3 protein-coding genes are annotated in these 16,392 nt (G+C 43.8%); all 3 read right to left on the bottom strand.

Annotated elements, in window-relative coordinates:
• Positions 1-54: 54 nt before the first annotated feature.
• The 3 genes from PN466_RS10345 to PN466_RS10335 are packed head-to-tail and all read right to left on the bottom strand — an operon-like array spanning position 55 to position 16,392.
• Positions 55-4,809: a non-ribosomal peptide synthetase gene (locus PN466_RS10345; protein ID WP_271939379.1), complete on the bottom strand. Its 4,755-nt coding sequence runs from the start codon at positions 4,807-4,809 to the stop codon at positions 55-57.
• The gene (locus tag PN466_RS10340; RefSeq protein WP_271939377.1) at positions 4,806-11,369 is read right to left on the bottom strand and encodes a type I polyketide synthase; all 6,564 of its coding nucleotides are present in this window, start codon (positions 11,367-11,369) and stop codon (positions 4,806-4,808) included. Before PN466_RS10340 ends, PN466_RS10345 begins: the two co-directional genes overlap by 4 nt.
• Before the next feature lie 31 nt (positions 11,370-11,400).
• Positions 11,401-16,392 carry a type I polyketide synthase gene (locus PN466_RS10335; RefSeq protein WP_271939375.1) on the bottom strand — a complete coding sequence of 1,664 codons (4,992 nt, stop codon included), beginning with the start codon at positions 16,390-16,392 and terminating at the stop codon, positions 11,401-11,403.

The following is a 16,392-nucleotide window of genomic DNA, read 5'->3' as shown; positions in this document are numbered from 1 at the left end:
ACTTGTCTTACTAATTTCAATCCATTCATCAACACTGCGTGTTCAATACTTGCATTAATCCTTAGACTGAGGTCGAGAACGATGCTCTTGTCTCCGTTCTAGTCTTTGTTTCATCATATTTTTACCTTCTTTTAAGTTGGTATTACGAATATTGCGGGCTTTCTTCGAGTCATAATCGCTAATACTTTCACCTTTTATATACTGACTCAAATGATAAATTGTTGGATATTTTAAAAGATCGACTACTTGGAGTTTGGTCTTAAATATTTCTTGAAGTATAGCACTTACTTGTATCAATAGCAAGGAATTTCCTCCCACTTCAAAAAAATTATCATAAATTCCTACTTTTTCCAGTTGAAGCACATCTTGCCAAACTTTAGCAATCTGTTGTTCTATTTCCGATTTGGGGACGACATATTCAGTATAAGACCGATTGTTTATCTTGGAGCTGGGGAATTTTTTACGGTCTACTTTGCCGTTGGGGGTCAAGGGCAGAGACTCTAACAGTACAAAAGCTGAGGGAACCATATACTGAGGTAGAAGCTTTTCCAGAAAAGTTCGTAGTTTAGGAACGAGCTGCTGAGATAAATTCTGTTGTAAAGGATTGTTGCCGTAAAGTGTCCAAGATTTTGGCTCGCACTTTTCTCTCGGTATGGACGGGAATCGATTCTCAATTAGTGCTGATGATTTTTTCCAACATATAACATCATAGCAATCAGGGGTCTCAAGATCTGACCACGTAATGTAGATGCGATAATCTAACTCATCACTCAAGCTCCAAAAATCTTCAGGATCTATTCCTGTTTCTAGAGTGTTTTTTTCTAAGGTTTTTCGGAGTTCTCCGACCTTAATCAATTGATCTTTTCTGGTCAAGAGTTGCTTGAGCTTGATTGGAGATTGGAGGCGTGCATTGGGAACATTTTTGACGATCAGCATCTCTGGCTGCTTTTGTGCCAAAATGTGCTCGATAGAGGGTAAGGTTAGTTGCTCCTGTTGCCAATTGAGCAATTGAGGGCCGCTACTGGAGGACAAAACGTCCTTTTCTATATGAAGAATCACATCATAGCGAAACGTGGTCATTTCATTATGGGTACGACCGCGCTTGAGTTGAATCTCTACCTGACTAATCTGGGGTAAATGCTGCTGTAGCGCTTGGAAAAAGGTTGGATCGATTACCAATTCCTCTTCTTCTTTTAATTTTTTTTGTACTCGATCCCATAAATCTTCTAGGGTTAGATCGTCAGCAGCTTGGCTCAATAATATATCAGTATGGAAGGTTTCTAGTAGTCGTAGACTTCGCACATCTCCGATAAAGATTTGACCCCCAGGTTCGACTAATTTGATTGCATTTTCTAATACTTCTACTAAGTATTCAATACTGGGAAAATATTGGATAACTGAGTTAAGGATTACAGCATCGAAGGATTCTTGCTCCACGGATTGAAAATCATGGGCAGGTTGGTTGTAGAGTTTAACATGAGACCCATTGCCCTCTAGGGTTTCCAAGTGCTGTTCAATATAAGAAATCGCTTTGTCGGAAATATCGGTAGCACAATAGTTGGAAGTGTGGGGAGCAATCTTAAAGAGCAACAGACCCGTACCACAACCGATCTCTAGGATGCGATCGGGTTTGAAATCGAGGATGCGCTCAATGGTATAATTTAACCATTGAGACATCTCTTGTTCAGGGATGGGCTGACCAGTATAACTATCTCTCCAAATCAGAGGGTTGAAATTTGAGGCTCCATCAATGGTGGTCTGTTGATAGATATTATTCCTGAGTTGTTGCCATTGTAATATGCGATCGCGGTGAGCTTGATTGATAGAGTCACGAGAACTTGGGTCTTGACCTTGGAAGTTGGGAACAATATAGGCGATCAAGGGCTTGTCACTCAAGCGATCGCGATCGGTAATGACGACTGCTTCTTGCACCTCTGGGTGCTGAGTCAAGGTTGATTCAATTTCTCCGAGTTCAATACGGAACCCTCGAATCTTGACTTGGTTATCTATTCGACCTAGATAATCAATAGTTCCATCCGGTAAATATCGAGCTAAATCGCCGGTTTTATACAATCTTGAGCTTTGATTGTGAATGTGCAAACCCTCAAAAGGGTTAGGAATAAATTTCTCTTGAGTTAATTCGGGGCGGTTAAGATAGCCACGAGCCAAACCGACTCCACCGATATGGAGTTCCCCCGGTACACCAATAGGGGTAGGTTGGTGATAACTGTCTAGGATATAAATTTCGGTATTACCAATGGGACAACCAATGGGTGTAATCACCGAACTCTCTTCTGTTGGCTTTAGCCGATCGCCTACCTTATAAATGGTTGACCAGATTGTCGTTTCCGTAGGACCATAAAGATTCCAGACTTCCTTAGCTATCTCTCGGAGTTGATCCGCCAATTGGGCAGGTAAAGCTTCACCTCCAGACAATAATTTCGCGTCCAGCTTGTGATTGGCTAAACCTGCCATTAATAGCATTTTCCAAGTAGCAGGGGTTGCCTGCATCACTGTGGCTCCAGATTCTAATAACTGGGGTAAGAGCCTGTTGCCATCTATGGCAATTTCACGGGGAACTAATACGACTGATGCGCCTACGATGAGGGGCAGATAAAGTTCTAATGCTGCAATATCAAATGAGATGGTTGTAATGGCGTTAAACGTATCGACTCTTGTCAATTCCAGATAATGGTTCATGGATACGAGGAAATTGACGAGAGACTGATGACAGATTTGAACTCCTTTAGGTTTACCTGTCGAGCCAGAAGTATAAATAACATAAGCTCGATTCTCTGGAGCCACTGCGCTGGTGGGATTTTGCTCAGGATATGATGCGATCGCCGGCCAATCCCTATCCAAACAGACCATTTTAGCCTGATGTTCTGGTATAAGCTCTAACAATGACTCAGTGGTTAGCAAAACCGGCACAGCAGAATCTTCTAACATATAAGCTAACCGTTGCTGCGGATAACTCGGATCGATTGGGACATAAGCGCCTCCAGCCTTCAGTATCCCCAAAAGTCCCACTAACATTTCTATAGAGCGATCGATACATAAACCGACTAGGACTTCTGCTCTTACGTCCAAACTTTGCAGATAATGGGCTAACTGATTAGCGCGTTCATTCAAATCTTGATAAGTCAACCGGCGATCGCCAAAAATCACTGCCACAGCATCCGGAGTGCGCTTAACCTGCTCTTCAAACAACTGATGAATACAGCGATCCTGTGGATATTCCGTAGCCGTGTTATTCCATTGCTCAAGTAACAGGTGCTGTTGTGCCTCCGGCAACAAAGGCAGTTGCCCCACATTTTGCTCGGGATGATGAACAATTCCAGCTAACAACGCCTGATAATGGCTAGCCATCCTCACAATCGTTTGCTCATCAAATAGATCTGTATTGTATTTGAAGAATCCCATCATAGATGAATCTTCCTCAATCATTTCTAAAGTCAAATCAAACAGACTTTCATACTGAGCCAATGCAAACGGCTCCACGTTCCATTTTCCCCAATTGACTACAGTTTTCTTTCGGCTAGATAACAGCTTTTGTACCGTTTGAGCGCCTTGAAAATTTTGCAGCATAAAGTAAGCTTGAAAAAGAGGGGAGCGACTCGAATCTTGCTCTACATTTAATCGCTGGACTAACAAAGAAAAAGGATAATCTTGATGAGCTAAGGCCTCAATAACCGTTTGGCGCACCTGAGACAGGAAGTCTTTGAAACAAGGATTTCCGGAAAGACTTCCCCTCATCACAACTTGATCGACAAAGTACCCAACAATCGGTACAAACTCAGGTTTAGACCGACCAAAAGTAGGAGAGCCGACCAAAATATCTTCTTGACTGGTGTAACGAGATAGAAGAATTTGAAAAGCGGCCAAGAGAACCATATAAAGAGTCGCCCCTTCCTCCTGAGCGAGTGCTTTCAGGTTTTCAGTCAGTTCTTGAGGCAAATTGAAAGGATAAGCAGCACCGTTATAGGTTTGTATGGGAGGTCGCGGTTTATCGGTCAGTAAATTCAAGACCGGCAAATCCCCTCCCAGTTTTTGTTGCCAATAACTCCAGAGGCGCTCTCCTTCAGTTCCAGCTAATAAATCCCTTTGCCAACTCACATAATCTTGGTAAGAGTTATCTATTGAAGGCAGAGATATTTCAACACCTGTCTGTTGAGCTTCGTACAGTTCTGGTAGCTCTTTGACAATAGAACTCATTGACCAACCATCCCAAGCAATATGATGTATGGTCAACAACAGGATAGAGTCTTGTGGCGAGTGGCTAAACCACCTGATTCGCATGACGGGTTTGGTCTCCAGATCGAAGGGTTGACGATGAGTTTGAAGAACGTTTGCATACAACTCATCCTCATTCCAACTCGAAGCATCAATCTCCAAGAAATCTAAGGATTGATTGTGATGGACTTGTCGAACCATGTCTTGAGCCAATTTGGGGAACGTACTTTGCAGCATGGGATGGCGGTGTCTTAATCCCTCAAAAGTTTGCTGCAAAATAGCCAGATCTACCGGAGAATAAATACGAACCGCAAATGACAAATTGTAAGTATAGCTTTGTGGGGCAAGTTCCCATAAAAATCTGAGACCTCTTTGACCGTAAGATAGAGGATAGACCTGCAATAAATTGGGCTGTTCCCGCAATAACTGCACAATTTGAGTTTTGTACTGCTTCAGTTGAGCAATAACATCAGGGGTTAATACCTCTTGGGAACCTCCAGTACGCAGTTTGTCACCAGCACACCATAACTTGACCCCTTTGAGAGATAGATCTTGTAAAAACTCCACTAAGTTCATAGTTCCACCTCTATCCAATTACTCTCTTTATTTTCATCCGGTTGCTCTTCCTTACTCGATTCAATCCTTGGCTGGTTATCTGTTTGAATCCGTTGTTGCTGAATCTCAGTTGCTAGAAGCTCAATCGTAATTCCTTCCATAAATCGGGTCGCTGGAATATCGACTAAAAGCTCAGTTTGAACCTGATTTCGCAATTCCACAGCCATCAATGAATCAAGTCCCATCATAGTTAGAGATTTTTGTAACTCTATTTGAGAAACCGTCATCCCCATAATATGAGCAATTTTGGTTTGGAGATAAGCGGTCAATACTGTTTCTTGTTCACGATCGGAAGCAAGATCGAGCTGTTCTAAAATCCGAGAGTTCTGATCCGGTTCTCCTGATTTTGTGGTAAACGCTTCTAAAAATGGGAGTTTTGCCAATCCTGGCATCTGTCTAAAAAACTCCTGCCAATTCACCGGAAACACCCCGACTTGGCTTTGAGATCCTGACAACAATGAACCCAATGCTTGCATTCCTAATTCCGGTTTAATTGCCACTACTCCGCTACTGTGCATTCGATTTTGATGTTCCCTGGCCAAACGAGCCGCCATTCCTGCTGTTGCCCAGGCTCCCCAGTTAATACTCAATCCGGGTAAACCCTGACCTTGGCGATAGTGAGCGATTGCATCCATAAAACCATTCGCCGCAGCATAATTGCCTTGGCCAAAATTGCCCAACATCGAAGCCATTGACGAGAAACACACAAAGAAATCTAAAGGTAAATTCTGAGTCAGTTCATGTAAATACCAGGTTCCTGACATCTTGGGAGCCATCACGTTCATAAATTTCTCCCAGCTCATCTTTTGTAATACCCCATCATCCAACACCCCAGCAGCATGAATCACTCCTTTGAGCGGAGGTAGCGAAGTCGATATTTCTTCTAAGATGTTCATTACAGACTCTTGAGTAGAAATATCCCCTAATAAAACACTGACCGATGCTCCTGCTGCTTCTAACTGCTCGATCGCGTTTTGTGCCGTTTCATTCGGACTTCTTCGCCCCGTTAATACGATATGCTTGGCTCCTTCGGATACCATCCATTGGGCGACTTCCAAACCTAAAGCCCCTAAACCTCCTGTAATTAGATAACTTGCGTCTGGTTTGATCGATGTTTTGTCTTCTCCAGTTTCTGGCAGAGAAACAACCACTTTCCCGATATGCTTACCCTGTTGCATATATCGGAAAGCCGCTTGCACTTGTGTACTGGGGAATACTTTATAAGACAATGGCTTCAGTGTTCCTGATGAACATTGTTGGTTTAATGCTTCTGAAAATTCCGCAATTAAACCGGGTTGTTGTTGGATCGTCACTCCAATATCAAAAGGCAAGTATTCAGCATCTGGCCGCGTCTCCATTACCTTTTGTTTGTCCCAAATTCCGATTTTGCCAATTTCTACAAATCGTCCTTTGTTCCCTAAAACCGCAAAACTCCGATCAATGAAGTCCCCATTCAGACTATTTAAGACGATATCTACACCTTTCCCCCCAGTAAGACTCATTATTTCATCGGCAAACTCTAAAGTCCGGGAATTCATGATGTGTTTGACCCCCATAGACTTGAGAAACTCCCACTTGGGAGGACTCGCTGTAGCAAAGACTTCCGCTCCTAGTTGGAGTGCAATTTGAACTGCCGCTTGCCCTACCCCTCCTGCCGCAGCATGAATTAATACGCGATCGCCGGGCTGAATTTTAGCTAAGTATTGTAATCCATAGTAAGCTGTAGCAAAAGTTAAGGGTAAGGTGGCTGCTTCCGTAAAGCTCAGATGTTTCGGTTTAGCCATAACTAACTCAGCAGGAGTAGTAACAAAACTACTAAAGCCATTGTGAACGATCGCCATGACTTCATCTCCCACCTGCCACTGAGACACATTGTCTCCCACAGAGGCAATAACACCGACACATTCTAAGCCAAAGTTAAGTTGAGCTACGTCAGTAATCCCCAATACCTGAGCATAATAGTCTTTCAGTAAACCCAAAGAATTGAGTACATCTCGGAAGTTTAAACCTGCGGCTTTGACTTCAATCTCTACTTCATTTGCTTGTGGAGAACGGCGCTGCATGACCTGCCAGTTGAGGTTATCTATCAGTCCATATTCAGACAACTTCAACTCTAGGGGTTGACGTTCTAATCCTAAGTTTTCTTCTGAGCTAATTTGCGGTTTTTGTTGTCGGATTAAGCGAGCTACATAACGAATTCCCTGACGAATTGCAATCTGGTCTTCATTACTCTTCGCCAAGAGTTCATCGACTAAACTAGGGAGCATTTCAGAAAGACTCGATTTGGGGTCTAAATCTATTCGGCAACATTTTAATTCTGGGTGTTCTAGACGAATTACACGCCCTAGTCCCCATAAACTTCCTTGTTGGGGTTGGACTACTTCTGCTTCGTCCCATATCTTCTGAGTCCCTTGAGTCACTAACCACATCGGTAGGGCATGACTGAGTCCAGCTTCCGTTAAAGCTTGCACTAAATGTAGAGCTGTTGCACAACCGAGTTCTTGAGCTATTTGTAAATCCTCAGTTTCATTGATACCCCATAAGTGCAAAATACCTTTAATGTCAGAATTCTCTTGCAGCAGTTTGCGGAAGTGTTCGGCAACAGTGGGATTAATTTGATAATGTTGAGCATCTAGCTGCTGATAATCTGAGCCTGGGGATATCCCGATATAGTTCTGTCCTCTTGCTTGTAAATACTGCCCTATAGACTCTGTAAATTGATCGGTCAATGCAAAGACTAACCATTGACCAGCATTTTCACTAGATTGTGCAGTTTCGGTTAAAGGTTGAGCTTCCCAGCTAATTTCATAATACCAATCACTTAAATCGGAATCTAGACTCTTGAGTAAGGTTTCCGGTGTTGCTTTCCTACCCTCAAAACCATTGACTTCAGCTACTAATTTCCCCGTTTGGTCAAATAATTGTATTTCGGCTTTGAGCAGTTTATCCTCTGATTCTCCTTCTTTCAATCCACGGGTATAACACCAAAGCGAACCGTTCTCAGGGCGCTGATAAAACGTAAATCTCTTGATATTGAACGGAACAAACGTTTCAGTTTGATCCTCAGAAAGACTGAGGTTAAGTGCAGCCACTGACTGAAAGCAGGAGTCAATTAATGCGGGATGTATTTGATAATCTTTTGCATCTAAGATCGTCTCTGGTACTTTCATTTGGCACAGGATTTCCCCTTCTCCTAACCAGACTCGATCGATCCATCTAAAACGCTCCCTTAATTGAACCTGTCTATCCCATAGATTCTGGTAAATTTCTGTGCTTTCAATGTTTTGAGGACAACGAGCTTGAATTTCGGCGATGGTTTCTATAGACTGCTGCGACTCAATATGGGTCGGATGGATTTTCCCGGTAGCATGAACAGCCCAAGAATTACTCTCCTTAGAGCTATCTAAACTAATCACTTGAAATGAATAGTCGCTCTCCTGTGGAGTTAAGGCGACCTGAACCGTTCGGATTCCTTCTTCGGGAATCGCTAAGGCTTGGGGGAACAGAATATCCTCCAGTTGACATCTAGTTGCAGCAAAGGTTAGAGAGGCACTTCCTAACAATAGGGAAATGTGGTTGGCACCAGGCACAACTACTTTTTCATAGATTCGGTGATCGGCTAAAAAGGGTAGAGCATAGGTGCTAAATTCGGACTCAAAAAAGATATCTTTTGATAACGGAGATTGAAATTTCCGATTAATTAGAGGATGAAGTTTAGGTGTAGAGATAGCTTGAGAACTTCCGGTTTCTACCCAATACCTTTCCCGCTGAAATGGATAAGTGGGCAAGATTACTTTCTGGTAGCGATAATCTGGGTTAAACCCTGACCAGTCTACTTGAGTCCCCCGTACATATAACTGTCCTAAACTTGAGAGGAGCTGTTGCCATTCATCCACTCCAGGACGTAGAGAAGGTAACCAGACTCCTACATCTTCTGGTAAACATTGACGACCCATTCCCAGTAATATGGGTTTAGGACCAATTTCTAGGAATAATTCATACCCTTGCTCCTTTAGAGTGTTCATACTCTGGGCAAATTTTACGGGTTGTCGGACATGATTGACCCAATATTGAGCTGTAGCCATGTCTGAACCTACTTTTTGACCGGTGACATTGGAGATGATGGGTATCCGAGGCTGACTATAGGTGACTTCCTGAGCGACTGCTTCAAACTCTGCTAACATTGGCTCCATCAATGGGGAATGGAAAGCATGGGATACTTGTAACGGCTTGGTTTTAATACCTTGTGAGGCTAATTTACTGCAAAGGGTGGCGATCGCCCCACTCTCCCCGGAAATTACGACACTCTCCGGCCCATTTATAGCTGCAATTGTTACTTTGGAAACATCCTCACCTATAGCTTCTCTGACTTGAGATTCTGATGCTAACAAAGACACCATTTCACCACCCGGAGGTAACTGTTGCATCAACCTTCCCCGCATAGCAATTAATTTGAGACCCTCTTCTAAACTGAATACTCCTGCTACAGTTGCTGCCACATATTCGCCCACACTATGACCCATGAGCGCATTGGGTTTAATTCCCCAAGATTCCCATAACTTGGCTAGGGCGTATTCTATAGAAAACAAAGCCGGTTGAGTATAAGCGGTTTGGTCTAATACCGTTGAGTTTTGTGCATCTTTAGGGTAGAGAATTTCTAATAGAGGGACTTCTAGATAGGCGTGTAAAATTTGGTCGCATCGGTCTAAAGCTTGACGGAAACTTGGCTGAGTTTCATACAGTTTCCTTCCCATATTCACATATTGGGAACCTTGACCTGTGAAGAGGAACGCTATTTTTGGACTTTGGCTACTTCCATCGAGTTGTCCAGAATATACCCCTACGACTTCTTTCTTCGTTTTCCAGTCCACCAGTTTTTCTGTTAATTCCTTTGGCTCAGAAGCAATAACACCGAGTCGATGATTAAAATGCGCTCTGCCTGCATTAGCTGTATAACAAATATCTGCTAGGGGTAACTCTGGATGATTTTCTAAATAGTTGTGATAACGACTGACTACATCTTCTAACGCTTGTTCTGTTTTAGCTGAGAGAGTTAAGAGATGAACCGAACCTTTCAAGTCATCTTCACTCTTGCCTTGGTCACTGAGCGGAGTCGAAGTGTGCCTGTCTTCTTTGGGTGCTTCTTCTAAAATAATATGAGCATTGGTACCACTAATCGCAAAAGAACTTACGCCTGCTACTCTTTTCTCCCCTGATGAGAGCCAAGGGGTCAGTTGAGTTGGAACTTTTAAAGGTATATTCTCCCAATCAATATAGGGACTAGGATTAGTAAAATGCAGATTAGGGGTAATTTTTTGATGTTGTAGTTGCAAAACGACCTTGATCGCACCAGCAATTCCAGCAGCAGCTTCTAGATGACCGATATTGGTTTTAACTGAAGCAATGTGCAATGGGTTTTGGCGATCTCGTCCCGGCCCAAACACGCTACTTAATGCTCTCACTTCCATCGGGTCTCCCAGGGACGTTCCTGTACCATGTGCTTCCACATAGCTCACGCGATCCGGTTCTAATTTAGCTGCTTTCAGAGCTTGCTGAATCAGTTTTTCCTGAGCGAGTTTATTCGGTACAGTCAGTCCGCTACTCGGCCCATCATGATTAACGGCTGAACCCCGAATGACTGCCTGGATATTGTCCCCATCCTTGAGTGCATCCGACAAACGCTTCAGCACCATGATGCCACATCCCTCTCCCCGACCATAACCATCAGCAGCAGCATCAAACGTTTTGCACTTGCCATCGGGTGATAGAGCCTTTAATTTTGAGAGTGCAGTGGTCACTTGAGGAGAGAGAATCAGTTGAACCCCTCCAGCTAAAGCTAGATTAGACTCACCCTGACGCAGACTCTGACAAGCTTCATGGATAGCGACCAAAGAGGATGAACACGCTGTATCTATTGCCATGGAGGGGCCTTGCAACCCTAAAAAGTAAGATAACCGACCGGCTGCAAAACAAAATCCATTTCCGGTTGCATCGTAAGGGCTAATCTTTTCAACTTGGCTCAACCCCAAGTTCGCATAATCATTTTGACCGATCCCCATAAACACTCCAGTCTGAGTGTTTTCTAAGTCCTGGGGATTAATACCCGCTCTTTCTAGAGCTTCCCAAGTTACTTCTAAAATAAAACGTTGCTGTGGGTCAAGGCTGTGTGCTTCTTTGCCAGAGATACCAAAAAATTGCGGATCGAACTGATCGACCTGCTCCACTAATGCTGCGTGCCGGATATACATTTTCCCTGGAGTCTCAGGGTTGGGGTCATAGTAAGACTCTATATCCCAACGTTCTAAGGGAATCTCTCTAACCGCGTCTTGACCCTTTGATAACAAGTCCCAGAATAGCTCTGGTGTGTTGGCATTTCCAGGAAACCGACAACCGATACCGATAATTGCGATCGCCTCACTTTTTGAGCGCTCCATCCTCTCCAATTTAGCTTCAGCTTGTTTTAAAGCTAAAAACATCTGTTTGGATAATGAGAGATCCTCTTTTTTGGTAGTCGGTTCCATAAAATTTTAGCCTTAACTTATAGGGTTAATTTTAGAGCATATTCTTTAGTTTTTCGAGTTGTTGAGCGGCTAGGGCTTCAAAATCTTCTTCTGAAATATCTTCAATATCTGGCAATATATCGCCCTCTATTTCCGATTCATCAGTTGGACTCAGTTTATCAGAGAATGTACCATTTTCGGTTGTCTTCCATTCCATTAACTCCTCTACATATAAGGACAATTTGGCAATTGTGGGATATTCCATCGCTAGGGTCTCAGGTAAATGAGTTCCCAGTTGATTTTGCAGTCGATTTTTTAATTCCACTGCCATTAAAGAATCCATGCCCATTTCCATAAACCCTACATTCATTTCTGGTAACTGGGATGAACTTAAACCTAGCACCTGAACGACTTGCCCTCGAATATGTTCAATTAAAATTTCTTGACGTTCCTCTGGTGATGCTGCCTCTAATTTTGCTAAAATTTCGGCTTTGACTTTCTGCTTCAGTGTATCTCGTTCTGCCAATTCCTCCTGCTCTAATAATTCTCGTAGTAACGAACTTTTTTGCAGACCACTCCAATGCTCTGCCAATACCGACCACTCTACGGGTATTACGCCGACCTGACCAGGAACAGCGCAGCATTCTCTAACTTCCCCCTTTCTAAGGGGGACTGGAGGGGGATCTGCAATTTGATTTCCTAACAGTAACTCCAAGGCATACATTCCTTCTTTGAGGGCAATCTCACTTACCCCACTGCTCTGGATGCGATTTTGATGTTCCACTGCTAAACGAGCCGCCATTCCCTCAGATGCCCAGGCTCCCCAATTAATCGCTAGTCCTGATAATCCTATGCTCCGACGATAACCCGCGAAAGCATCCATAAATGCATTGGCCGCCGCATAATTTCCTTGACCGGGGGAACCGATTAAGGAAGCTATTGAGGAGAAACAGACAAAGAAATCTAAGGGCAGATTTTGAGTTAATTGATGTAAGTTCCAAGTTCCTGTAACCTTGGGCGACATGACTTGAGAAAAACGCTCCCAATTCATCTGTTGTAGGGTTCCATCATCCAGCACTCCTGCTGTATGAATAATTCCTTTAAGTCCTGGCATTGAGGTCTGAATTTGCTCCAGAATTTGGGCGATCTGTTCTTCAATAGAAACATCTCCTAATAACACCTTGACTTGGCATCCTGCTTGTTCTAACTGCTGTATGGATTCTTGGACTTTTTCTGAAGGAGGGCGGCGACCCGTTAAGATAATATTTTTAGCTCCCTTTTCTACCAACCATTCTGCGGTATGTAGTCCTAAAGCTCCTAACCCTCCGGTTATTAGGTAACTCCCATCTGATGATAAGGATAGGGATTGAGGAAATTCTGGAGGTTCTTGGTTTGCTAGACGAGCGACATAGCTCTGTTCTCCCCGTAAGGCTAAATTATCTTCTTCTTGCTCATTCCCTAATAATTGCCACAGCATTTCTATTTCGTCTTCTACTGAAGCTTGTGGGTCTAGATCTACTAATCCTCCCCATAATTGGGGATGTTCTAGGGATATGGCTCGACCTAATCCCCACAGGGTCGAGGCTGCTAATCCTGGTATATTTTTCTCTTGAGATAATACGGACTGAGAGCCACGAGTTACTAACCACAGTGGGGAGAGGCTGGCGTTTTTAAGCAAAGTTTGTACCAGGTGCATCACGCTGCCACATCCCCATAATTGGGTTTCTTGTAAAGCATCAAGGGTTAAGTCTTTAGATTCTGGAGCGTCTAAACTCCACAAATGAATTAACCTTGACAAGGGCAGTTGATTCCCGTCTTGAATTTCTTGATACAGTTGATCAAATTCTTCAGGAATGGAAGGATTGAGCTGATATTTTCCTGCTTCTGGTTTTTGATAACTCTTTCCCCGATAAACTAAGCTGTATTGATGGCCCTGTTGTTGTAATTTTTGGGCGAATTTTTCAGCTATGCCTGTGCGATCGGCAAAAATCAACCAATGACTCGGTTGCATATTGTTTGGAGAGCCAGATCGATTTAAAGGTTTCCATTGAATTTCATAGAACCAATTTGCGATCGCTGCTGCGGCTAATTGTTCCTGATGTTGTTTAGCTAATGCCTCTAAGAGTTCGGGTAAAAGTTTACGCTGTTCGGGTGAAAGGTTTACGGATCTTTCCAGTTGTTGAGCGATCGCCTCTGTTTTTCCTTGACTGAGTAATTTTACGATTGAAGTCTCGGTAATTCCCCCGGATGTTTGAGGTTCCTTCTGTTTATTTATTTCTACCCAGCAGCATTCTCTTTGGAATGGATAGGTTGGCAATGCTACTTTCTGACGAGTATAATCTTGGTCAAATCCTGACCAATTCACGGTTATGCCTTTGACATACAACTGTCCTAAACTTGATAGCATTGGTTGCCATTCTGCTACACCAGGACGTAAGGATGGCAACCATACTCCTACATCTGGTAGACATCGAGACCCCATGCCGAGCAAAATGGGTTTCGGCCCTATTTCCAAGAAGAGTTCATTTCCCTGCTCGTGCAACGTTTTTATACTTTGATAAAACTGTACGGGTTGTCGGATATGATTGACCCAATATTCTGCTTTAGTGACTTCATTTCCCGCTTTTTGTCCAGTTACATTGGATACGAACTTTATTTTCGGTTGACGATAGGTCACTTCCTGAGCGACTGCTGCAAATTCGGCTAACATTGGCTCCATTAGTGGGGAATGAAAAGCATGGGATACCTGTAGAGGTTTGGTTTTAATGCCTTGTGCTTCTAATTTAGTGCAAATGCTGGCGATCGCCCCACTCTCCCCAGAAATCACCGTACTTTCCGGCCCATTAATTGCTGCTATCGTAACTTTTGAAGCATCGTCGCCGATCTCCTCTTGCACCACCGATTCCGATGCGATCGCTGCCACCATCTCTCCACCAGGGGGTAACTGTTGCATCAACCGTCCCCGCGCAGCAACTAACTTCAGACCCTCTTCTAAACTGAACACTCCTGCCACAGTTGCTGCTACATATTCTCCGACACTGTGACCCATGACTACATTGGGTTTAATTCCCCAAGATTCCCATAACTTGAACAAAGCGTATTCAACCGCAAACAAAGCCGGTTGGGTATAAGCGGTTTGGTCTAACAAACTAGAGCTTGACTTTTGTTCTTCTTTCGGGTAGAGAACTTCTAATAAAGGATAGTCTAGATAGGGCTGTAAAATTTGGTCGCATCGATCTAAAGCTTGGCGAAAAGTTGGCTGACTTTCATACAATTGCTTACCCATATCCACATACTGGGAAGCTTGCCCGGTGAATAGGAAAGCTATTTTAGAGCTTGCGCTACCCCGATCGAATTGTCCACAAGAGAGGCCAACGACTTCCTGTCCTCTTTTCCAACCCAATAGCTTTTCAGCTAATTCCTTTGGGTCAGAAGCAATCACGGCTAGTCGATGCTGAAAATGTTGCCTTCCCGTATTAGCTGTATAACAAACCTCTGCTATTGCCACATCGGGATTCGTTTCTAAATGCTTTTGATAACGACTAACTAAATCTTCTAAAGCTTTTTCTGTTTTACCTGAGAGAGTCAAGATGTGCAGCGAACGTTCTAACTGATCTTCACTGTTGCCTTGGTCACTGAGCGCAGTCGAAGTTTGGTCACTGAGCGCAGTCGAAGTGTGCCTATTGCCTTCTCTTGGTGCTTCTTCTAAAACGATATGAGCATTAGTCCCGCCCATCCCAAAGGAACTCACCCCTGCTATTCTGGGTTTGCCCTCGTCAGACCAAGGCATTAATGAAGTCGGAATTTTGATGGGTAATCGATCCCAATCTACATGGGGATTCGGTTCTTTTAAATGCAAATGAGGGGGGATTTCCTGATGTTTAAGGGCTAAAATCACCTTCATCAACGATGATACACCGGCTGCTGCTTCCAAATGCCCAAGATTCGTCTTGACTGACCCCACAATTAGAGGGTCATCTACTGGACGTTTTTTGCCATATACTTCTGCCAGAGCTTCTATCTCAATGGGGTCTCCTAAAGACGTTCCTGTACCGTGAGCTTCCAAATAGCTAATTTGATCGGGTTCTAACTTGGCATTGCTCAAAGCTTGTTGAATCACCTTTTTCTGAGCCATTCTATTGGGAACGGTCATCCCACTACTGGGCCCATCATGATTAACCGCAGAACCTCGAATCACGGCTGAAATTAGATCCCCATCACTCACTGCATCAGACAAGCGTTTCAAAACCAGAACACCACATCCTTCTCCCTGACCATAACCATTTGCAGACGCATCAAACGTCTTGCAACGACCATCAGGGGCTAGTGCCCTCAGTTGGCAACGACCAATCGTGCTGAAGGGCGATAAGATTAAATTCACTCCACCCACTAAGGCTAAGTTGGATTCTCCCGATCGCAAACTCTGACAAGCTAAATGGGCCGCCACTAAAGAACTCGAACAAGCGGTATCGACCTGTATATTAGACCCTTGCAAACCCAAGAGATGAGAAATACGACCGACTCCAATACTTCTATTACTTCCCAGAGTCGGGTAACTTTTGGCTTCGTTGAAAATGACGGAAGAATAGTCATCTGTGGAGATCCCCATGAAGACACTGGTCTGACTATTCTTCAGGTTTGTCCAGGTTTGCCCAGAATTTTCCAGTGCTTCCCAAGTGACTTCTAAAAGTAATCTGTACTGAGGGTCTAAACTCGCGGCTTCTCTGGGAGAGATGCCAAAAAATAGGGGATCGAACTGGTCAACTTGCTCAATAAATCCCCCTTCTTTGGTGTAAGTTTTCCCTAGAACTTCTGGATCGGGATCGTAATAAGCACTGACATCCCAGCGATCGCCAGGAACGGGGGTAATGGCATCTATGCCATCATGCAACAAACTCCAGTATTTTGAGGGGTCAGTCGCTCCTCCAGGAAATCGGCAGGCCATTCCCACAATGGCGATCGGTTCGGTTTTGGCTTTATTGACCGCTTCAAGCTTACCCCGCATTTCCTTCAAAGTTTGAAGCACTTCTTTGGATATGCTCAT

This window comes from Roseofilum reptotaenium CS-1145 (assembly GCF_028330985.1).
Lineage (GTDB): Bacteria > Cyanobacteriota > Cyanobacteriia > Cyanobacteriales > Desertifilaceae > Roseofilum > Roseofilum reptotaenium.
Note: the sequence above shows the minus strand (reverse complement) of the source record. Positions and strands in the feature narration are given on the sequence as shown.